This window comes from Ensifer sp. Root423 (genome assembly GCF_001426275.1).
Lineage (GTDB): Bacteria > Pseudomonadota > Alphaproteobacteria > Rhizobiales > Rhizobiaceae > Ensifer > Ensifer adhaerens.
Window position 1 is genome coordinate 435,970 of sequence record NZ_LMEG01000045.1, and the last position, 20,037, is coordinate 456,006.

The window sequence follows — 20,037 nt, forward strand, 5'->3', positions numbered from 1 at the left end:
TTCGGGCATCGTCTATAGCAGCGACAAACTGAAAAATCGATTGGGTCAGTTCGTCCCTTCCGAATTTTCCGAAGCTAGTTTTGCGACCGGAAATTGGGTCGGTGACAAGAATAGATGCAGACTTTGTCAAGGACTGACGCAATAAGACGAGCGTGTCGCGACGACGTTTCCCAAGGTCGCCGCAATCCTTGAGGTGGGACGAAGGACAACGATGGTGAAGTATATCTCGACGCGCGGCGAAGCCGCTCCTCTCGGCTTCTGCGACGCGCTGCTTGCCGGTCTTGCGCGCGATGGCGGTCTCTATCTCCCCAAGGAATGGCCGAAGTTTTCCAAGAAGGAAATTCGCGGCCTGCGCGGCAAATCCTACCAGGACATTGCCTTTACCGTGCTCGAACCCTTCATCAATGGCGAGATCCCGGCGGCCAAGTTCCGCGAAATGATCGACGAGGCCTATGCCACCTTCCGCCACCCGGCGGTGGCGCCGCTGGTGCAGACCGGACCTAACGCCTTCGTCATGGAGCTCTTCCACGGCTCGACGCTCGCCTTCAAGGACGTGGCGATGCAACTGCTCGCCCGGCTGATGGACTATGTGCTTTCCGAACGCGGCGAGCGCGCCACCATCGTCGGCGCGACTTCGGGCGACACCGGGGGCGCCGCCATCGACGCCTTTGCCGGTCGTGAGCGCACCGACATCTTCATTCTTTTCCCGCACGGCAAAGTCTCACCGGTGCAGCAGCGGCAGATGACGACCTCGAGCGCATCGAACGTCCATGCGATTGCAGTCAACGGCAACTTCGACGACTGCCAGAACCTCGTCAAAGCGATGTTCAACGACGTCGCCTTCCGCGACCGCGTCAAGCTTTCGGGTGTCAACTCGATCAACTGGGCGCGCATCATGGCCCAGATCGTCTATTACTTCACGACGGCGGTCGCGCTCGGCGGCCCAGACCGCAAGATTTCTTTCACGGTCCCCACCGGCAACTTCGGCGATATCTTCGCCGGCTACGTCGCCAAGCGCATGGGCCTGCCGATCGATAAGCTGATCATCGCCACCAACGAAAACGACATTCTCGCCCGCACGCTGAAGACCGGCCGCTACGAGATGCGCGACGTCAAGGCGACCACCGCACCGTCGATGGACATCCAGATCTCGTCGAACTTCGAACGGCTTCTGTTCGAGGCGAACGATCGCGACCCGGGCGAAATCCGCTCGGCGATGGACGGGCTGAAGCAGTCCGGTTCCTTCACCATCCGCGAAAAGGCGCTGAAGGCGATCCGCAAGGAGTTCCGCGCCGGTCGCGCCTCGGAGAAAGAAGTCGCCAAGACGATCGCAAAGACGCTTGCAGACACGGGCTATCTGCTCGATCCGCATAGCGCCGTCGGCGTCTTCGTCGCCGCCAAACACGAGAAGGCATCCGCTCCCATGGTGACGCTTGCCACCGCCCATCCGGCGAAATTCCCGGACGCGGTAAAATCGGCAAGTGGTATTGACCCGGCGCTTCCGACGTGGCTTGCTGACCTGATGAACAGGGAGGAGCGTTTCGATATCCTGGATCCGGACCTGAAAACCGTCGAAGCCTTTATCGGCGAGCGTACCCGTCTCCGGGGGTAAGAACGAGAAGAAACGTATGATGAAAGTTGAGTGCACCCGGCTCCCTTCCGGGTTGACGGTGGTAACCGAGCACATGCCGCATCTCGAAAGTGTGGCGCTCGGCGTGTGGATCAAGTCCGGTTCGCGCAATGAAACTCTCGGCGAACATGGCATTGCCCATCTGCTGGAGCACATGGCTTTCAAGGGCACCGCGCGGCGCACCGCCCGCCAGATTGCCGAAGAGATCGAAAACGTCGGTGGAGAGGTCAATGCTGCGACCTCCACCGAAACGACCTCCTATTATGCCAGGGTTCTCAAGGACCACGTGCCGCTTGCTGTCGATATTCTCGCCGACATTCTGACCGAGTCCAGCTTCGACGAGGAAGAACTGCGCCGCGAGAAGCACGTGATCCTGCAGGAGATCGGCGCTGCCGACGACACACCCGACGATGTCGTCTTCGACCGCTTCGCCGAGACCGCCTATCGCAATCAGACCGTCGGCCGGCCGATCCTCGGCACGCCGGACACGGTCATGTCGTTCTCCGCCGACCAGATCCGGCACTATCTCGGCCGCAACTACACGACCGACCGCATGTTCGTGGTCGCCGCCGGCGCCGTCGAACACGAATCCTTTGTTCGCCAGGTCGAAGAACGCTTCTCGTCATTGCCGCGCACACCGATCGCAACGCCCGTGCTCGAGACTGCCCTCTACACCGGCGGCGAGAGCCGCGAAACCCGCGACCTGATGGACGCGCAGGTGCTGCTCGGCTTTGAAGGCAAGGCCTACCACGCGCGCGACTTCTATTGCTCGCAGATCCTCGCCAACATTCTCGGCGGCGGCATGTCCTCGCGCCTCTTCCAGGAAGTGCGCGAGCATCGTGGCCTCTGTTATTCGGTCTATGCCTTCCACTGGGGTTTCTCCGACACCGGCATCTTCGGCGTGCATGCTGCGACCGGCGGCGAGAACCTGCCGGAGCTGATGCCGGTCATCGTCGATGAACTGCGCAAATCCTCGATGAACATCGAGCAGCAGGAAATCGAGCGCGCCCGTGCCCAGATCCGCGCACAGCTTTTGATGGGTCAGGAAAGCCCGGCGGCCCGTGCCGGCCAGATCGCCCGTCAGATGATGCTCTACGGTCGCCCGATCCCGAATGAAGAACTGATGGAGCGCCTCTCCGGCATCACCATCGAACGCCTGACCGACCTTGCCGGTCGGCTGTTCTTCGACACCACGCCGACGCTTTCGGCGATCGGCCCGCTGGAACAACTTGCCCCGATGGGCGACATCCTGTCGTCACTGACCGGCAAGGCCGCCGTCCCGCACGCCGTCGCAAGCTAAGCCGAAGGCTGAACGGCCGGGCTCCATTTCATCAAAACGATGAAGCGATCCCGGCCTCCCAAACATTGCGCAATTTCGCGCGGAAGGCGCTTTCAAGCGTCGCCTGGAAACTGCGTTCGGCCAGCCGGCGCGCCACGGATGATGACCGCATGTCCGAATGGTGAAGTCTTTGCGACTTTTCGCAAAATCGGATTCGATTTGCGCGCAAAGTTGTGCAACGTTTCGATTTGTGACGGCGCAAAGACGTGCCGTCGGGCGGATGGTACAAGGTCCTCGCGCGTAAACGGAACGGCCTCGGAGGCAGCTATGACACGATCGGTTTTTCGGTTCCTGTCGCGGCAGCCGGAGACGGTCGAAATCGCCGACCAGAATTACCTGCTCCGCCTCCCCCGCTATTCCGATTATCGCCAGTGGTATCAGCTCAGAAGCGACAGCCGCGCCTTCCTGGAGCCGTGGGAGCCGACCTGGCGCACCGACGAAATGACCGAAAGCGCCTTCCGCGGCCGGGTCGTCCGCAACGAGCAGGAATATGCCTCCGGCCAGGCGGTACCGCTCTTCCTTTTCCACAAGCCAGGCGAGGTCCTGCTCGGCGGACTGACGATCGGCCACATTCGCCGCGGCGCCGGGCAAAACTGCATGATCGGCTACTGGATGGGCGCGCGCCACGCGGGCAAAGGCCACATGTTTGCGGCCCTCAGGCTCGCGATCCCCTACATCTTTTCGACCCTTGAGTTGCACCGTATTGAAGCAGCCTGTATTCCGGACAACTCAAGAAGCATCCGGCTCCTTGAAAAGGCCGGTTTTGAGCGTGAAGGCTATTTAAGACAGTACTTGAGAATCAACGGCCAGTGGCGAGACCATCTGCTCTTTTCTCTCCTGTCCGACGATGCCCTACCGAACAGGAATATGCCCCTTTGATGCCTCTAGCCCGCTCGCCCTTCGCCTGGTCAGCCTCCAAGCTGGCAGCGTTTCTGATAACGCTCACGACGATTTTCTGTGCGCTCGGCGGCGCGGCCCAGGCTTTGGAGCCGGTCAAGATTTCGCGCGAAGACACGGCGCTCGACCTGACGGCAACGACCGAAATCTACAGCGGCCGCAACGAAGCCTTTCAGGTTTCGACAGCACCCGGAACCGACGGCATCGTGCGCCGCATCGAAGTGCGCTCCAACAGTGCGGACCATCAGGGCGACTGGGCTGTGTTCGCGCTCGCCAACGTTTCGGCCGAACCGCTCGACCGCGTGATCGTCGCACCGCATTTCCGACTGGTGAATTCCAAGCTCTTCTGGCCGGACCTCGGCTCCAAGCGCATTCTTTCGATCACGCCAAGCGAAGGCTCCGCGCTCAGCCGCGAACCGAGCGACGAGGCGGACGTTTTCCGCATCACGCTGGCGCCGGGCGTCATCATCACCTTCGTCGCCGAACTGGCAACACCGGAACTGCCGCAGATCTATCTCTGGGAGCCGGACTCCTACAAGGACACGGTCAACGCCTTCACGCTCTATCGCGGCATCGTGCTCGGCATTGCCGGGCTGCTTGCGGTGTTCCTGACCATCCTTTTCGTCGTCAAGGGAACCTCGATGCTGCCGGCAACGGCAGCCCTTGCCTGGGCCGTTCTCGCCTATATCTGCGTCGACTTCGGCTTCTTGTCGAAGCTCATCAGCGTGACGGCGGGGGACGAGCGAATATGGCGCGCGGGCACAGAGGTCTTCCTTGCGGCCGGCCTCGTGATCTTCCTGTTCACCTACCTCAATCTCAACCGCTGGCACCAGCATCTCGGCTATGCGACGCTCGCCTGGATCCTCGGCCTCGGCCTGCTCTTCGGCGTCGCCGTCTACGACCCAGCGATCGCATCCGGCATCGCCCGCCTCTCCTTCGCGCTGACCGGCACGGTCGGCATCGTCCTGATCGCCTATCTCGGCTTCAACCGCTACGACCGCGCGATCCTTCTCGTTCCCGCCTGGCTGCTGATCCTCGTCTGGCTCTTCGGCGCCTGGCTGACGGTCACCGGCCAGCTCGCCAACGACATCGTGCAGCCGGCGCTCGGCGGTGGTCTCGTGCTGATCGTACTGTTGATCGGCTTTACCGTCATGCAGCACGCGGTCGCCGGCAGCGGCTACCAGCAGGGCCTGTTCTCCGATCTCGAGCGCCAGTCGCTGGCGCTCACCGGCTCCGGCGACACCGTCTGGGACTGGGACGTCGCCCGCGACCGGGTGGTGACGATGCCCGATATCTCGACGCAGCTCGGCCTGTCGCTCGGCAGCATGCACGGCCCCTTGCGCAACTGGCTTCCGCGGCTTCACCCTGACGATCGCGACCGCTTCCGCGCCACGCTCGACGTGTTGCTGGAACGCCGCCGCGGCAAGCTGAACCATGAATTCCGCGTACGCGCCGAGGACGGCCACTATCACTGGCTCTCGATCCGTGCCCGGCCGGTGCTTGGTGCCAACGGCGAAATCATCCGCTGCGTCGGCACGATCATCGACATTACCGAACAGCGCAACTCGGTCGAACGGCTGCTGCACAACGCCCTGCTCGACAATCTGACCGGGCTTCCGAACCGTCAGGTCTTCCTCGACCGGCTGCAGGCCATGCTCTTGATGGCCGACGGCAGCAACTCGGTCCGCCCGACGGTGCTTGCGATCGACATCGACCGCTACAAGCAGGTCAACGATCTCTTGGGCATTGCCGCCGGCGATAACATCCTCATCGCGCTGACGCGACGCCTGCGCCGGCTGCTGCGCCCGCAGGACACGCTGGCTCGCCTCGGTGGCGACCAGTTCGGCCTGATCCTGATGTCCGAGCGCGATCCGGCCAAAGTCGCCGATTTCGCCGATGCGGTGAGCAAGGCGATCATGGTGCCCCTCAACTACGGCAACCGCGAAATCAACCTGACCGCATCGATCGGGCTCGTCTCCTGGCTCGACCAGGAACAGAGTGCGACCGGCCTTCTCGACGACGCAGAGCTCGCGATGTTCCGGGCCAAGAAGGAAGGCGGCAACCGCGTCGAGCCTTTCCGCCCGGCCTTCCGCACCTCCGGCTCGGACCGCATGCAGCTTGAAGCCGATCTCAAGAAGGCAATCGAGCGCAAGGAACTTTCTCTCGTCTACCAGCCGATCGTGCGATTGAACGATGCCGAGATCGCCGGCTTCGAGGCCCTGATGCGCTGGGATCACCCCAAGCGTGGCAACATCTCGCCGACCGAGTTCATCCCGATCGCCGAGAATTCCGACCTCATCAACCAGCTCGGCATGTTCGCCTTCGACCGGGCGACCAGCGACCTGACGGAATGGCAGCTGCAGACCGGCGATCTGCCGATCTTCGTCTCGATCAACCTTTCGAGCGCGCAGCTTCTCAACAATGAGCTTTATGACGACGTCCGTGCCATTCTCACCAAGAACCGCTGCGACCCGGGCAAGGTGAAGATGGAGCTGACTGAATCGCTGGTAATGGAAAATCCGGAGCAGGCCCGTCTCGTACTCGAAAAGCTGAAGGAAGCCGGTCTCAAGCTGGCACTCGACGACTTCGGCACAGGCCACTCGTCGCTCTCCTACCTCACCCGCTTCCCCTTCGACACGATCAAGATCGACAAGGCGCTGGTGCGCGACCCAAGCGACAAGCGCGGCATCCTCTTGCGCTCCGTCATCACGATGGCGCGCGAGCTCGACATGCAGGTGGTGGCCGAGGGCATCGAATCCGAGGACGACGCAATCCAGCTGTCGCAGATGGGCTGCGACTATGGGCAGAGCTTCCTCTTCGGTCCGCCGATCGGTTCGGAATCGATCCAGCGCCTGCTGAAGGAACGCTTTCCACTGATGAAGCGGGCGTAATCGCCAAGGCGACGCCGCTCAGCGCGCAGACCAACGTCTCCAGGCCCGTCGGTTACAATCCGACGGGCTTTTCATTTCTGCATCAAGGATCTGGGAAAGGTCGGTCAGCCGCCAATCAGGCGTGGCCGGCATCCATGGAGAGCATCGCGGCCGAAACACCCATCAGCGCCAGCGCCCGATCGTATTTGTCGTCGAGCGCCTTGTCGAAGATCAGTTCATCGCGCGCCGGGCATGTGAGCCAGCCATTCTGGGTGATTTCCGATTCGAGCTGGCCCGGTCCCCACCCGGCGTAGCCGAGCATCATTGTCGCGCGCACAGGCCCCTCCCCGCGCGAAATGGCGCGGACGATGTCGAGCGTCGCCGTCAGGCAGATATCGTCGCTGACGGGAATGCTGGAATCGCTCAGATAATCGTCGGAATGCAGCACGAAGCCGCGCCCGGTCTCGACCGGACCGCCCGCCTGAATCTGGAAATCCCGTGTTACCTGCGGGAGTCGGATCGCCTCGTCCTCATCGAGAAGATCGAGGTGAAGCAGCACGTCGGGGAAGGTCAGTTGCTGAGGCCGGTTGAGAATGAAGCCCATGGCGCCATCGTCCGAATGGGCGCAGATGAAGATGACCGTGCGAGCGAAATTGGCGTCAAACATCCCGGGCATGGCGATCAGGAACTGACCGTCAAGAAAGCCTCGCTCGCGTCTCTTTTGCGCCATCGGAGTAGCCATCATGCGAACAGCCTATCAATTCGCCGCGAAATGAAAAGCGCCTCAGCGTCGCGGCCCATAATTATTGCACGCACGGCGTTCACTTCGCCGTGTCCGATCAAGCAATTATGATCGTTGCGTCCGTCGCAGCGTCTGGAGCGGTTTTGGCAAAAGCGATATTGCTTGCCGTATGATCCAGTGCTTCACCCACCAGAAAATGGCCCAGTTCATCGGCGCGGCAAGCCTTGCCGGCTGTTTTTTTCTCCCCTTCGGCGCCAACGCGGCCACCAGCGAGTGGGTCACCTCCCCCGGCGGCATGATCCGTCTGGTCGCCGCCCAGCCCAAAGAGGATGGCACGATCCCGGCGACGCTGGAGGTCAAGCTCAACCCTGGCTGGAAGACCTATTGGCGCGAGCCGGGTGCAAGCGGCATTCCCCCGCAGGTGACGCTCGACCCGGCAGGCGACGTGGAGCTGGAAAAGATCGGCTTCCCGGTGCCCAAGACGTTCGACGACGGCGTCGTGCGCTACATCGGCTATGACAGGCCGGTCGCCTTTCCGCTGACCTTGAAGCGCGTCCACGGCAGCGGCGACGTTACCATTCGCGCCTCCGTGTTCCTCGGCATCTGCGAGGACATCTGCATCCCCATTCAGGGCGAGCTAACGCTCGCCATCAAGCAAGGCGGCTTCGACAATCCGCTCGACGGCGCGCGGATCGACGATGCCGTTGCCGCGTTGCCGGAGGCGCCGTCGGCTGATTTCTCGGTGACGGCGAGCCGCTACGATGCCGACAAGGCGCTGATGCATCTGTCGGTTCGCCTGCCCGCCGACGACAAGGATCCGGAACTCTTTCTCGCCGGACCTTCAGGCATTTCGTTCGGCAAGCCTGAGATCCTGCCTGCAGGCGACAGGGCGTTAAACGCAGCCGTTCCGGTGAGGCTCACGGGCAAGGACAGGGAACTCAAAGGCAAGCCGATCGTTTTGACTGTGCGCGCCCAGGGCCGCAGCATGGAGACGACCCTTGCCTTTGATTAGGGCGCATCTATAGTCCGCCGAGTTCTCCGACGAGTGCGGAGAACCGAGACGCAAGCAACGCAAGGAGAGCGCCGTGACCATTGCCGTCGGAGACAAGCTGCCAGCCGCAACCTTCAAGGAAAAGACCGCCGACGGTCCCGTCGAGGTCACCACCGATCAGCTCTTTGCCGGCAAGCGCGTCGTGCTCTTTGCCGTTCCCGGCGCGTTCACGCCCACCTGCTCGCTCAACCACCTGCCCGGCTATCTCGAAAACCGCGACGCGATCCTTGCCCGCGGTGTCGACGACATCGCCGTGGTCTCGGTCAACGACCTGCATGTGATGGGTGCCTGTGCGACCACGTCGGGCGGCATGGGCAAGATTCACTTCCTCTCGGACTGGAACGCCGCCTTCACCAAGGCGCTCGGTATGGACATCGACCTGTCGGCCGGCACGCTCGGTGTGCGCTCCAAGCGCTATTCGATGCTCGTCGAGGACGGCGTGGTGAAGTCGCTCAATCTCGAAGAAAGCCCTGGCCAGGCGACCGTTTCGGGCGCCGCCGCCATGCTCGAGCAGCTCTGAGCGCAGAAGCGAGTGCAAATGAAAAACGGGCCTCTACGGCCCGTTTTTTTCATTTCACGAGAAGTGAGTCCGAACGACGCCCCTTCTTGTAGGGTTCCATGCCCTTGCGGGCGAGCTCGTCGGCGCGTTCGTTTTCCGGATGACCGGCATGGCCCTTGACCCAGTGCCATGTCACCTTGTGGCGGCGATTGGCTTCGTCGAGCCGCTGCCAGAGCTCGCCGTTTTTCACCGGCTTCTTGTCCGCAGTCTTCCAGCCGTTCTTCTTCCAGCCGTGGATCCACTTGGAGATGCCGTCCATCACATATTTGCTGTCGGTGTAGAGATCGACCTCGCAGGCGCTCTTCAGGGCGTCGAGCGCCGAGATTGCCGCCAGCAGCTCCATGCGGTTGTTGGTGGTCTCGGCCTCGCCGCCGGACAGCTCCTTTTCCACCTCGCCATAGCGCAGCACAGCGCCCCAGCCGCCCGGCCCCGGATTGCCCGAGCAGGCACCGTCGGTAAAGATATCGACATGTTTCATGCCTGACCCCCGTCCCGGCGCAGGCCATATTCGGCGCTGGACGTAATCGCCCGGTGGAACCGGATCTTCGTCAGATATTCGAGCGGATCTTTCTTGACCACCAACGCGCCCGCGGGCGTCATCAGCCAGTCGTAGAGGCGCGTCAGGAAGAAGCGCAGCGCCGAGCCGCGGCAAAGCAGCGGCAGGGCGTCGACCTCGGCGGGCGTCAGCTTGCGCACGCTCTCGTAGCCCGAAAGCATCGCCATGCCCTTGGTGATGTTGTAGGAGCCGTTCTTCTCGAAGCACCAGGAATTGAGGCAGACGGCGACGTCATAGGCGAGATAGTCGTTGCAGGCGAAGTAGAAGTCGATCAGCCCGGAGAGCTGGTCGCCGAGGAAGAAGACGTTGTCCGGAAAGAGATCGGCGTGGATGACGCCTTCCGGCAGCGATTTCGGCCAATGGCGCTCCAGATGTTCGAGCTCCGCCGATATCTCGTCCTTGAGACCTGCCTGAACCTCATCGGCGCGCGCTTCGGAATTGACCCAGAGCGGCCGCCAGCCGCCGACGGAGAGCGCATTGGTGCGCTTCAGCGCAAAGCCTTCGCCGGCGACGTGCATGGCCGCCAGCGCCTTGCCCACTTCGTGGCAGTGCTTGGCTTCAGGCTTTCTCAGCCACATGCCCTCGAGGAAGGAGATGACGGCGGCAGGGCGGCCGGAGAGCTCACCGAGTAGCTCGCCATCGGCGCGCGGCAGCGGCAGCGGGCAGGACAACCCACGTTCGGCCAGATGATGCATGAGGCCCAGGAAGAACGGCAGGTCGCCGGCATTCACGCGCTTTTCGTAGAGCGTGAGGATGTAGGAGCCTTTGGTCGTGTGCAGCAGGAAATTGGAGTTCTCGACACCCTCGGCGATCCCCTTGTAGGAGGTCAGCTGGCCGACGTCATAAGCGGTGAGAAAACGGGCGAGATCATCTTCCGTAATATCGGTGTAAACGGCCAAGGGTGTCCACTCTCAAGAAAATGCGGGCAGGGAATGCGGCTTATTCGCCGTTGACGAAGGCCATGTCGGCAGCCGTCAGCGGCACGTGGCGGATCTCGCGGTTTACGAGGAAGTTCTCGTTCTCCTCGACCGTATCGGCAAGTTCCACCGAAGCGTCGTAGCGTTCGCGAAACGCCTCGATGATCTCGTTGACGATTACTTCCGGCGCAGACGCGCCGGCCGACAGGCCGACCGTAGAGATATCGCCGATTTCGTCCCAGTCGATTTCCGACGCCCGCTGGACCAGCACTGATTTTTTCGCGCCGGCCCGAAGGGCCACCTCGACAAGCCGCTTGGAATTGGACGAGTTGGGCGCGCCGACGACCAGGAACAGGTCGCAGCCGGGTGCTGCCTGCTTCACCGCCTCCTGGCGATTGGTGGTGGCGTAGCAAATCGAATCGGCGGCGGGCGCCGTCAGGTTCGGGAAGCGCTCGTGCAGCCGCTTGATGACGCCGGCGGTGTCGTCGACCGACAGTGTCGTCTGGGTGACGAAACCAAGATTGTCCGGGTCCGGCGGCTGATAGACGTCGGCGTCCTCGACGGTCTCGACCAGCGATACCGTGCCTTCAGGCAATTGGCCCATAGTGCCGATCACTTCCGGATGGCCGGCATGGCCGATCAGGACCACATGGCGGCCGAGGCGGTTGTGGCGCATCGCCTGCTTGTGGACTTTCGAGACCAGCGGACAGGTGGCGTCGAGATAGAAAAGGTTGCGGGCATCCGCGTCGGCGGGCACCGATTTCGGCACGCCGTGCGCCGAAAAGACGACCGGTTGCTTGCGGTGCTCCGGCGGGATCTCGTCGAGCTCTTCAACGAAGATTGCGCCCTTGGCTTCGAGGCCTTCGACGACGTAGCGATTGTGGACGATCTCATGGCGGACATAGACCGGTGCGCCGAATTCCTTCAGCGCCAGGACGACGATCTGGATCGCGCGGTCGACGCCGGCGCAAAAGCCGCGCGGGCCGCAAAGGCGGATGGTGATCGGGGATTTTTCTGCCGCTGATGATGCCATGGATCAGGATGCCATTAGTAGGAAAACGAGCGCTGCGATCGCCGGGCCGCCCTGGATGAGGAGGATGCGCGGCTTGACCGACCACGCGCCATATATAGCGGCAACGACCACGCACACAAGGAAGAACACCTTCAGCTGAAAGGCAAAGGCGGCTTCCGCCTGGATCAACGACCAGAACAGACCGGCGGCAAGAAAGCCGTTGTAGAGCCCCTGGTTGGCCGCGAGCACCCGTGTCGCCTCGGCCTGCTCGGCCGTCATGCGGAACACGGCCCTTCCCTTCGGCCCGGTCCACAGGAACATTTCCAGCACCAGAAAACCGATATGCAGCAAGCCGGTCAAAGCAATCAATGTGTTTGCAATGATCGTCATAATTGCTCCCACCGCCGTTCGTCCCACACGGTTAGCATGACGGCAAACGCGAGACTATCGCCCGCGCCGCATAGCATAGATGCCGCTGACCAACACCAGAGCCGCTGCCAGCCCATACCAGGTCAGCGCATATTGCAGGTGGTTGTTGGGCAGGTCGAACTGGGTGACACCGCCAATCGGCAGACCGCCCGGATTGGGCGTCGCATCGGCATCGACGAACAGCGGCACGACCTTGTCGGCGGGAAGGCCGACCGAAGACGCCATCGTGTCGAGATCCTTCCAGTAGAAGATGTTCTTGGCGAGGTCGTTGTCGGGAACGAGCGACGACGGCTTTCCGTCAAGCTTCGGCCTTGCAAGACCATGAACGCCTACGAAGGCGGGAAGCTCGCCGGCAAGCCGGGTCGATGCATCCTTCTGCTCGAAAGGCACGAAACCGCGATTGACGAAGAGAAAACGGTCGTCGTCCAGCCGTAGCGGCGTGAAGACGTAATAGCCGGTGCGGCCATTGAACGTCGCGAAGAAATGCCGCTCCTTGGTGTGGTCGAACCCACCGGTCACCGAAACCGTGCGGTAGTCGATGTCGCCACCATCAGCGAGGATCTTCTCGATCTCGGCAAGCGTCGCCGGCGGCGCAGACCTGCGCTCGGCCATGGCTGAAAGCAAGCTTTCCTTCCAGTGTAGCCGCTGCATCTGCCAGGTACCGAGAGAGACAAGAATGGCAAATGTCGCGACGAGCAGCAGCAACGTGCCGATGCGGCCGATCAGGCCACGCTTTTTGCTGGTCGCGATCTCAGCCACGGTCGATCTCGCCGGGACGCGCATTGTTGCGATATTGCAGGTTGATCAGGATACCCTTCAGCATCCGCGTCAGGCCGAGGCTGAAAATCACCGCAAGCGGGATCCACAAGATGAAATGCAGCCAGAGCGGCGGGTTGAAGTTGACCTCCGCCCAGAGCGCCGCGCCGACGACAATGAAGCCGACGATCAGGATCACGAAGACCACGGGACCGTCGCCGGCATCGGCGAACTTGTAGTCGAGATCACAGCTTGCGCAGGCGGGCTTGACCTTCAGAAACCCGTCGAAAAGCTTGCCCTGGCCGCAGCGCGGGCAAAGCCCCTTGATCCCGGTCATCACCGGGTCAACCGGCGGGAAATGTGCCTTGTCTTCACTCACGGCTTGATCTCGATTGGCGTGTTGTTGGGAACCATGGCCCAGATTTCTTCCATTTCGGCATTGGTAACGGCAATGCAGCCATTCGTCCAATCGAAGCGCTGCGTCAAAAAGGCCAGCCAGCCGAAATAATTGGGCTGGCCATGGATCATGATCATGCCGCCCGGATCGACACCGTTCGCGGCAGCGGCAGAGACATCGGCCAGCGCCGGATAAGAGACGTGGATGGACTTGTAGTAACCGCTGCCGGGATTGCGCCAGTCGAGAGAATAGAGCCCTTCCGGCGTCCGCTGGTCTCCCTCCTGACGCTTGTGACCGATGGGGTTGCCGCCGAGGGCAACCGTGTATTCACGGATCACCTGGTCACCTTGCAAGAGCTGCAACAGCCGCCGCTCCTTGTGCACGACAACCCTGTCCGCGCTATCGGCCGCCGCAGCGGGAAAACCGCCGGATACCACTAGCGTCGCAGCCACCAAGGCCAACCTCATTTCCGTCTCCCCTCAAGCCGATCTGCGGGCACACCACCAAAAGAACAAGGCGGCTGCATGACTGCAACCGCCTTGTTCCTTGACTTAGATGCTCGCGCTATCAGCCGTGCGCGATCGGCGCGCCCCAGCTTCCCCAGATGTAGATGGAGAAGAACAGGAACAGCCAGACGACGTCAACGAAGTGCCAGTACCAGGCGGCCGCTTCGAAGCCGAAGTGCTGCTTCGGTGTGAAGTCACCACGCAGTGCGCGGAACAGGCAGACGAGCAGGAAGATCGTGCCGACCAGAACGTGGAAGCCGTGGAAACCGGTCGCCATGAAGAAGGTCGCGCCGTAGATCGAGTCCTTGAAGGCGAAGGGAGCGTGGGCGTATTCGTACGCCTGGACGAAGGAGAACAGCACGCCGAGCACGACCGTCAGCGTCAGGCCGTTGATCAGGCCCTTGCGGTCATTGTGCAGCAGCGCGTGATGCGCCCAGGTCACCGTCGTGCCCGACAAAAGCAGGATGACGGTGTTGTAGAGCGGCAAGTGCCACGGATCGAGCACTTCGATGCCCTTCGGCGGCCAGACGCCACCGGTGAAGGTAGCGCGGGTTGCCTGGATGGCTTCACCCGGGAACAGGCTCGCATCGAAGAAGGCCCAGAACCAGGCCGCGAAGAACATCACTTCAGAAGCGATGAACATGAGCATGCCGTAGCGCAGATGCAGCGAAACGACGCGGGTGTGGTGGCCCTCGTGCGCTTCCTTCACCGTGTCCGACCACCAGCCGTACATGGTGTAGAGCACGATGATGAGGCCTGCGAGCAGGATCCAGACGTTGGCAAGCTCGAGGCCGAAGATCTTCAGCGAGCTACCCGACAGGTAACGCATGTAGCAGATGCCGCCGAACGCCATGACAAAGGCGCCGATGGAAGCAAGCAGCGGCCAGGGGCTCGGGTCGATGATGTGGTAGTCGTGATTCTTCTGATGCGCACCGGCCATGTCAGTAATCCCCGATATGTCTCTCTCTTGTCGCCCTTCCGGCATAGCCGAAAAGGACCTCCAGTCAAAGTTTGTTCTGTTCCGTCTTCACCTGTGCGACCGGTTTCGACGGTTCGCGCGGATAGAAGGTGTAGGAAAGGGTCAGCGTCTTGATGTCCTTGGTCTCCACCGCCTTGACCATGTCCGGATCGACGAAGAATACCACCGGCATCTCCATCTCCTCTCCCGGCTGCAGGGTCGTCTCGGTGAAGCAGAAGCACTGGACCTTGTTGAAATAGGCGCCCGCCTGCATCGGCGTGACGTTGAAGGTCGCCTGGCCCGTCGTCGGCTTCGACGACAGGTTCTTTGCCTTATACATCACCTGCACCGTTTCACCGATGCGGATGTCGATGTCGCGCTGGACCGGCTTGAACTCCCAGGGCAGGCCGCCCGAAGTGTTCGCGTCAAAGGTGACCTTGACCTTCTCGTCGAGGATGACGTCCGACGCCTGCTCGACGCGCTGCGTCGTGCCGTTATAGCCGGTGACGCGGCAGAACATGTCGTAAAGCGGTACAGCCGCATAGGCCATGCCCACCATGCCGCCAACGAAGGCGAGGCAAGTGCCGACGACGACGCGGTTGGAGCGCTGCGAGCTTGTGGTCTGCGGTGATTTCGTCATGCCATTTCGCCTCAGTTGACCATGCCGTTGCCGAACTTGATCAGCGTGACGATGTAGAAGAGGACGACGAGGCCGAAGAGCACGAAGCCGAGCGCGATGTTGCGGCCGCGGCGCGATTTCTTCTGGGCATCAGTGAGCTTGACGGTTTCCATCAGGCAATACTCCCGGCATTCAGCCAGATATTGACGATCAGGTGATCCGCCATCAGGGCGGAGAAGATCACGAACAGATACATGATCGAGAAGGCAAAGAGCTTCTTGGCCGGCAGCATGCGCTCATCTGATTCCGGCATGCGCAGCACGCCGATCGAGTACCATACGAAGCCAAGGCCGAGGGCCGCTGCGACTGCGCCGTAACCAATGCTCGCAAAACCGAGCAAGGTGGGACAGATGCCGATAAGTGCGGTCAGAACGGCGTAGATGACGATCTGCTTCTTGGTGGTCGCCTGGCCGCAGACATTTGGCATCATCGGTACGCCGACAGCGCCGTAGTCGCCCATCTTGAAGAGGGCGAGCGCCCAGAAATGCGCCGGGGTCCATAGGAAGGTGATCAGGAAAAGCACGATGCTCTCCACCGACACGGCGCCGGTCACGCAGGCCCAGCCGATCATCGGCGGGAAAGCGCCGGCAGCACCGCCGATGACGATGTTCTGCGGCGTCGAGCGCTTCAGCCACATCGTGTAGATGACCACGTAGAAGAAGATGGTGAATGCGAGCAACCCGGCTGCGAGCCAATTGACGGCGAGCCCGAGGATGATCACGGAAAAAGCAGACAGCGTCAGGCCGAATGCCAGCGCTTCCTGCGGCAGGATCTTGCCTGCCGGGATCGGGCGCTTGGCGGTACGGGTCATGACCGCGTCGATGTCGGCGTCATACCACATGTTCAGCGCGCCCGAGGCGCCAGCGCCGACGGCGATGCAGAGGATGGCGATGAAACCGATGAAAGGATTGATGTGTCCTGGTGCCAGCACCAGCCCGGCGAATGCCGTGAAGACGACCAGGGACATGACACGCGGCTTCAAAAGCTCGAAGTAATCGCGCGCAGAGGCTTCGGACAGGCGCGGTACGCCTTCCATGCCGACTGCTTCGTGATTGTCGATGACCGTCATGTCCTGTCCCTGCAAAAGTCCCGGCCGCAAGGGCCGTGTGTCGCCGGTTGCCCGGCGGGGTGAAGCCGCCGGAACCGGCGGCTTCTGTTCTTTGCCCGTCACTTGATGCGCGGGAGCTGTTCCCACTGGTGGAACGGCGGCGGCGAAGACAGCTGCCATTCCAGAGTGTTCGCGCCCTCGCCCCACGGGTTGTCGCCAGCGACGCGCTTCTTGGCGAAGGCTTCGAAGACGCCGAAGAGGAAGATCAGGACGCCGACGGCTGCGATGTAGGAGCCGTAGGACGAAACCATGTTCCAGCCGGCATAGGCATCCGGATAGTCGATGTAACGGCGCGGCATGCCTGCGAGGCCGAGGAAGTGCTGCGGGAAGAAGATCAGGTTCACGCCGATGAACATGACCCAGAAATGCAGCTTGCCGACGAACTCGGAGTACATGTAGCCGGTCATCTTCGGGAACCAGTAGTACCAGGCAGCAAAGATTGCGAAGACGGCGCCGAGCGACAGAACGTAGTGGAAGTGAGCAACCACGTAGTAGGTGTCGTGCAGCGAGCGGTCGAGGCCGGCGTTGGCGAGCTGAACGCCCGTGACGCCACCGACGGTGAACAGGAAGATGAAGCCGATCGCCCAGACCATCGGGGTCGTGAAGCGGATCGAACCACCCCACATCGTCGCGATCCACGAGAAGATCTTAACGCCCGTCGGAACAGCGATGACCATCGTCGCGAAGACGAAGTAGCGCTGCGTGTCGAGCGACATGCCGACGGTGTACATGTGGTGTGCCCACACGATGAAGCCGACGGCGCCGATCGCGACCATGGCGTAGGCCATGCCGAGGTAGCCGAAGATCGGCTTGCGCGAGAAAGTGGAAACGATGTGGCTGACGATGCCGAAGCCCGGCAGGATCAGGATGTAGACTTCCGGGTGACCGAAGAACCAGAACAGGTGCTGGAACAGGATCGGGTCGCCGCCGCCTTCAGGCGCGAAGAAGGCCGTGCCGAAGTTGCGGTCGGTGAGCAGCATGGTGATGCCGCCTGCCAGAACCGGCAGCGAGAGCAGAAGCAGGAAGGCGGTGATCAGAACCGACCAGGCAAAGAGCGGCATCTTGTGCAGCGTCATGCCCGGAGCGCGCATGTTCAGGATCGTGGTGATGAAGTTGATCGCACCGAGGATCGAGGACGCGCCGGCAATGTGCAGGCCGAGGATGACGAAGTCCATCGCCGGTCCTGGCATGCCCGATGTCGAGAATGGCGGATAGATCGTCCACCCTCCCCCTGCGCCGTAGGCACCAGCCGGGCCTTCGACGAACATCGAAAGCAGCACGAGCAGGAAGGCAGGAATGATCAGCCAGAAGGAGATGTTGTTCATGCGCGGGAACGCCATGTCCGGCGCACCGATCATGATCGGAACCATCCAGTTGGCGAAGCCACCGATCAGCGCCGGCATGACCATGAAGAAGATCATGATGAGCGCGTGCGCGGTCGTGAACACGTTGAACATGTGCTTGCCGCCATCGATGGCAGCATCGCCCTCGAAGCCGTAAACCATCTGCGCCAGGCCGTGGAAGATCTGGATGCCTGGCTCCTGGAGCTCGGCGCGCATGAAGATGGACAGCGTGCCGCCGATGATGCCCGCGAAAATCGCGAAGATCAGGTAGAGCGTGCCGATGTCCTTGTGGTTGGTCGACAGGAACCAGCGCTGGAAGAAGCTCAAAGGCTTATGCGCATGGTCTGCGTGGCCATGATCGGAGTGATCATGGCGTTGGTCGTGATGAACGGCTGTTCCAGCCATGGGTCGAGCTCCCCTTCCGATTACTGTGCGGCGTTAGCGGCGACGTCGACGGTCTTGGCCGAGTCGATGGACGCCATGAGCGCCTTGTTCGCATCGCCAACATTCGTTGCGGCGGCTGCGAGCCAGGTGTCGTATTTTTCCTGCGAAACCACGCGGATGGCGATCGGCATGTAAGCGTGGTCCTTACCGCAGAGCTCGGAACACTGGCCGTAGTAGAGACCTTCGCGCTCGGCCTTGAACCAGGTTTCGTTCAGGCGACCGGGAACGGCGTCGATCTTCACGCCAAAGGCAGGCATTGCAAAAGCGTGGATCACGTCAGCAGCGGTGACGAGAACACGAACCGTCTTGCCGACCGGCACGACGACTTCGTTGTCGACGGCGAGCAGGCGCGGATATTCTTTCTTGTCTTCCTTGCCGAGCGTCGCGCGATCTTCTTCCTTCATCATGATGCTGTCGAAGGTGAGCGGGCTTTCGCCGACTTCATACTCGTAGGACCAGTACCACTGGTTGCCGGTCGCCTTGAGCGTCAGGTCCGGATTGGCCGGCGGCGTCAGCTGCGCGGTCAGGAGCTGGAAGGACGGAATGGCGAGGAAGAGAAGGATGACGACCGGACCGACGGTCCAGACGACTTCGATCGCGGTGTTGTGGCTGGTCTTGGACGGAACCGGGTTCGCGCTTTCGCGGAACTTGATCACAACGATGATCAAAAGGAGGAGAACGAAGAGAGTAATCGGAATGATGAACCACAGGGTATAATGTTCAAACCACGTGATTTCTTCCATGATGCCCGTAGCGGCCGTCTGAAAATTCGTCTGCCATTCGACAGGCTTGTCAGCAAAGGCGCTCGAAGCAAAAAGCAGACAGGCAAGCGCTGCCAGAACTGCATAAGCCTTGTTTTTCACAATGTGTCTCCCCAATGCGCTTGATCAGGATCAAACCGGAACGCAGAATCCCTGCGATACTGCTGCGCTTCAAACCACAGTTTGTCCGATGCCGCAACATCTGACCAATCAACCCCATGCGGCATTTTTGCACAAACGCAGCTTTTCACACAGGCACCCCTCGAAACCCGTGGCGAAACCACCTATAGGGGCTCTTCTGCGCGCTTGGCGATCCGATTGCACAGCGCTTTGACGGCGGCGCGCCGGATAGGGCGCCCAACCCGCCCAATTTCCGCCATATGGCGCTGGAATGTGCCCCGCAGGGCTTTTCATTTATTCCTGCGCGCTTCAAGAATAGCCCTGATGATTCGACGTTTTGAGGTTTACATGGGCCTGCCCCTCTTTTCCCGACTGTCGGCCTTCGCCGCCTTCGGCCTTGCCGTTCTCGCTCTCCCGGCTCAAAGCCTGGCCCAGCAGCCCGCCGGAACACCCGGCACGGTCAAGTCCAACCATGGCGCATGGTCGATCGTCTGCGATCAGCCGCCGGGCGCCTCCGCTGACCAGTGCGCGCTGATGCAAAACGTCATCGCCGAAGACCGGCCCGAAGTTGGCCTGTCGGTGGTCGTTTTGAAGACTGCGGATCGCAAGGCCAAGATCCTGCGCGTACTCGCTCCGCTCGGCGTGCTTCTGCCGAACGGCCTCGGCCTGAACGTCGACGGCAAGGATATCGGCCGCGCCTATTTCGTGCGTTGCTTCTCCGACGGCTGCTACGCAGAAGTGGTGCTCGAGGACGAACTATTGAAGACCTTCCGTTCCGGTGCGACCGCGACCTTCATCGTCTTCCAGTCGCCCGAAGAAGGCATCGGCATCCCTGTCGACCTCAAGGGCTTCGGCGAAGGCTACGACGCGTTGCCCTGAACGGCGACAAATTCAAAGACAAACAAAGAGCCGCGCTTCGAGCGCGGCTTTTTTGTTGGCTGCCGCCGAGCATAAAAGACAAGG

General features: G+C 61.5%; 21 protein-coding genes. 7 read left to right on the forward strand and 14 right to left on the reverse strand.

The window, feature by feature from the left end; genetic code table 11:
- The first annotated feature begins 211 nt into the window (after positions 1-211).
- The 4 genes from thrC (at position 212) to ASD01_RS30790 (ending at position 6,757) form a co-directional block, all read left to right on the forward strand.
- The gene (thrC, locus tag ASD01_RS30775; RefSeq protein WP_034801276.1) at positions 212-1,612 is read left to right on the forward strand and encodes a threonine synthase; all 1,401 of its coding nucleotides are present in this window, start codon (positions 212-214) and stop codon (positions 1,610-1,612) included.
- A 16-nt stretch (positions 1,613-1,628) separates the two neighbouring features.
- On the forward strand, positions 1,629-2,930 hold the full coding sequence (locus tag ASD01_RS30780; RefSeq protein ID WP_034801274.1) for a M16 family metallopeptidase: 1,302 nt from the start codon (positions 1,629-1,631) through the stop codon (positions 2,928-2,930).
- Positions 2,931-3,236: 306 nt separating this feature from the next.
- Entirely contained in the window at positions 3,237-3,848 is a 612-nt protein-coding gene (locus tag ASD01_RS30785) for a GNAT family N-acetyltransferase (RefSeq protein WP_034801272.1), read from the forward strand.
- On the forward strand, positions 3,848-6,757 hold the full coding sequence (locus ASD01_RS30790) for an EAL domain-containing protein (RefSeq protein ID WP_034801269.1): 2,910 nt from the start codon (positions 3,848-3,850) through the stop codon (positions 6,755-6,757). Before ASD01_RS30785 ends, ASD01_RS30790 begins: the two co-directional genes overlap by 1 nt.
- A gap of 115 nt (positions 6,758-6,872) precedes the next feature.
- On the opposite strand, the gene ASD01_RS30795 is transcribed toward ASD01_RS30790, so the two are convergent.
- Positions 6,873-7,478 (reverse strand): YqgE/AlgH family protein, encoded by a 606-nt coding sequence (locus ASD01_RS30795; protein WP_034801471.1) that lies wholly within the window; start codon positions 7,476-7,478, stop codon positions 6,873-6,875.
- Positions 7,479-7,647: 169 nt separating this feature from the next.
- Between ASD01_RS30795 and ASD01_RS30800 the strand changes: the two genes are divergently transcribed.
- Positions 7,648-8,490, forward strand: coding sequence for a protein-disulfide reductase DsbD domain-containing protein (locus ASD01_RS30800; protein ID WP_034801258.1), 843 nt, complete (start codon positions 7,648-7,650; stop codon positions 8,488-8,490).
- 73 nt (positions 8,491-8,563) lie between these two features.
- A complete protein-coding gene (locus ASD01_RS30805) occupies positions 8,564-9,049 on the forward strand; it encodes a peroxiredoxin (RefSeq protein ID WP_060644843.1) in 486 nt (161 codons plus the stop codon).
- A gap of 49 nt (positions 9,050-9,098) precedes the next feature.
- On the opposite strand, the gene rnhA is transcribed toward ASD01_RS30805, so the two are convergent.
- The 13 genes from rnhA to coxB form a co-directional block, all read right to left on the reverse strand.
- Positions 9,099-9,566 (reverse strand): ribonuclease HI, encoded by a 468-nt coding sequence (rnhA, locus tag ASD01_RS30810; protein WP_034801253.1) that lies wholly within the window; start codon positions 9,564-9,566, stop codon positions 9,099-9,101.
- Positions 9,563-10,543: a homoserine kinase gene (locus ASD01_RS30815; RefSeq protein ID WP_034801252.1), complete on the reverse strand. Its 981-nt coding sequence runs from the start codon at positions 10,541-10,543 to the stop codon at positions 9,563-9,565. The genes rnhA and ASD01_RS30815 overlap by 4 nt, the downstream gene beginning before the upstream one ends.
- Positions 10,544-10,583: 40 nt before the next feature.
- Complete coding sequence (ispH, locus tag ASD01_RS30820) at positions 10,584-11,594, reverse strand: 4-hydroxy-3-methylbut-2-enyl diphosphate reductase (protein WP_034801247.1); 1,011 nt, start codon at positions 11,592-11,594, stop codon at positions 10,584-10,586.
- 3 nt (positions 11,595-11,597) lie between these two features.
- Positions 11,598-11,963, reverse strand: a complete 366-nt coding sequence (locus ASD01_RS30825; RefSeq protein ID WP_034801245.1) for a DUF1304 domain-containing protein — start codon at positions 11,961-11,963, stop codon at positions 11,598-11,600.
- A 54-nt stretch (positions 11,964-12,017) separates the two neighbouring features.
- On the reverse strand, positions 12,018-12,785 hold the full coding sequence (locus ASD01_RS30830) for an SURF1 family protein (protein WP_034801243.1): 768 nt from the start codon (positions 12,783-12,785) through the stop codon (positions 12,018-12,020).
- Entirely contained in the window at positions 12,754-13,137 is a 384-nt protein-coding gene (locus ASD01_RS30835; RefSeq protein ID WP_034801241.1) for a DUF983 domain-containing protein, read from the reverse strand. The genes ASD01_RS30830 and ASD01_RS30835 overlap by 32 nt, the downstream gene beginning before the upstream one ends.
- Positions 13,134-13,622, reverse strand: a complete 489-nt coding sequence (locus ASD01_RS30840; RefSeq protein ID WP_034801239.1) for a L,D-transpeptidase family protein — start codon at positions 13,620-13,622, stop codon at positions 13,134-13,136. Before ASD01_RS30840 ends, ASD01_RS30835 begins: the two co-directional genes overlap by 4 nt.
- Positions 13,623-13,722: 100 nt before the next feature.
- Positions 13,723-14,601, reverse strand: coding sequence for a cytochrome c oxidase subunit 3 (locus tag ASD01_RS30845; protein ID WP_034801236.1), 879 nt, complete (start codon positions 14,599-14,601; stop codon positions 13,723-13,725).
- A gap of 64 nt (positions 14,602-14,665) precedes the next feature.
- Positions 14,666-15,259 carry a cytochrome c oxidase assembly protein gene (locus ASD01_RS30850; protein ID WP_034801235.1) on the reverse strand — a complete coding sequence of 198 codons (594 nt, stop codon included), beginning with the start codon at positions 15,257-15,259 and terminating at the stop codon, positions 14,666-14,668.
- Between the two features lie 11 nt (positions 15,260-15,270).
- Positions 15,271-15,411, reverse strand: coding sequence for a hypothetical protein (locus tag ASD01_RS35860; RefSeq protein WP_043619862.1), 141 nt, complete (start codon positions 15,409-15,411; stop codon positions 15,271-15,273).
- Positions 15,411-16,367: a heme o synthase gene (locus tag ASD01_RS30860; RefSeq protein WP_034801469.1), complete on the reverse strand. Its 957-nt coding sequence runs from the start codon at positions 16,365-16,367 to the stop codon at positions 15,411-15,413. Before ASD01_RS30860 ends, ASD01_RS35860 begins: the two co-directional genes overlap by 1 nt.
- A gap of 98 nt (positions 16,368-16,465) precedes the next feature.
- Positions 16,466-18,154, reverse strand: a complete 1,689-nt coding sequence (gene ctaD / locus ASD01_RS30865) for a cytochrome c oxidase subunit I (RefSeq protein ID WP_034801224.1) — start codon at positions 18,152-18,154, stop codon at positions 16,466-16,468.
- A gap of 20 nt (positions 18,155-18,174) precedes the next feature.
- Positions 18,175-19,056, reverse strand: a complete 882-nt coding sequence (gene coxB / locus ASD01_RS30870; protein ID WP_034801222.1) for a cytochrome c oxidase subunit II — start codon at positions 19,054-19,056, stop codon at positions 18,175-18,177.
- Positions 19,057-19,422: 366 nt separating this feature from the next.
- On the opposite strand from coxB, the gene ASD01_RS30875 reads away from it, so the two are divergent.
- Positions 19,423-19,953, forward strand: coding sequence for an invasion associated locus B family protein (locus tag ASD01_RS30875; RefSeq protein WP_034801218.1), 531 nt, complete (start codon positions 19,423-19,425; stop codon positions 19,951-19,953).
- Positions 19,954-20,037: the final 84 nt, after the last annotated feature.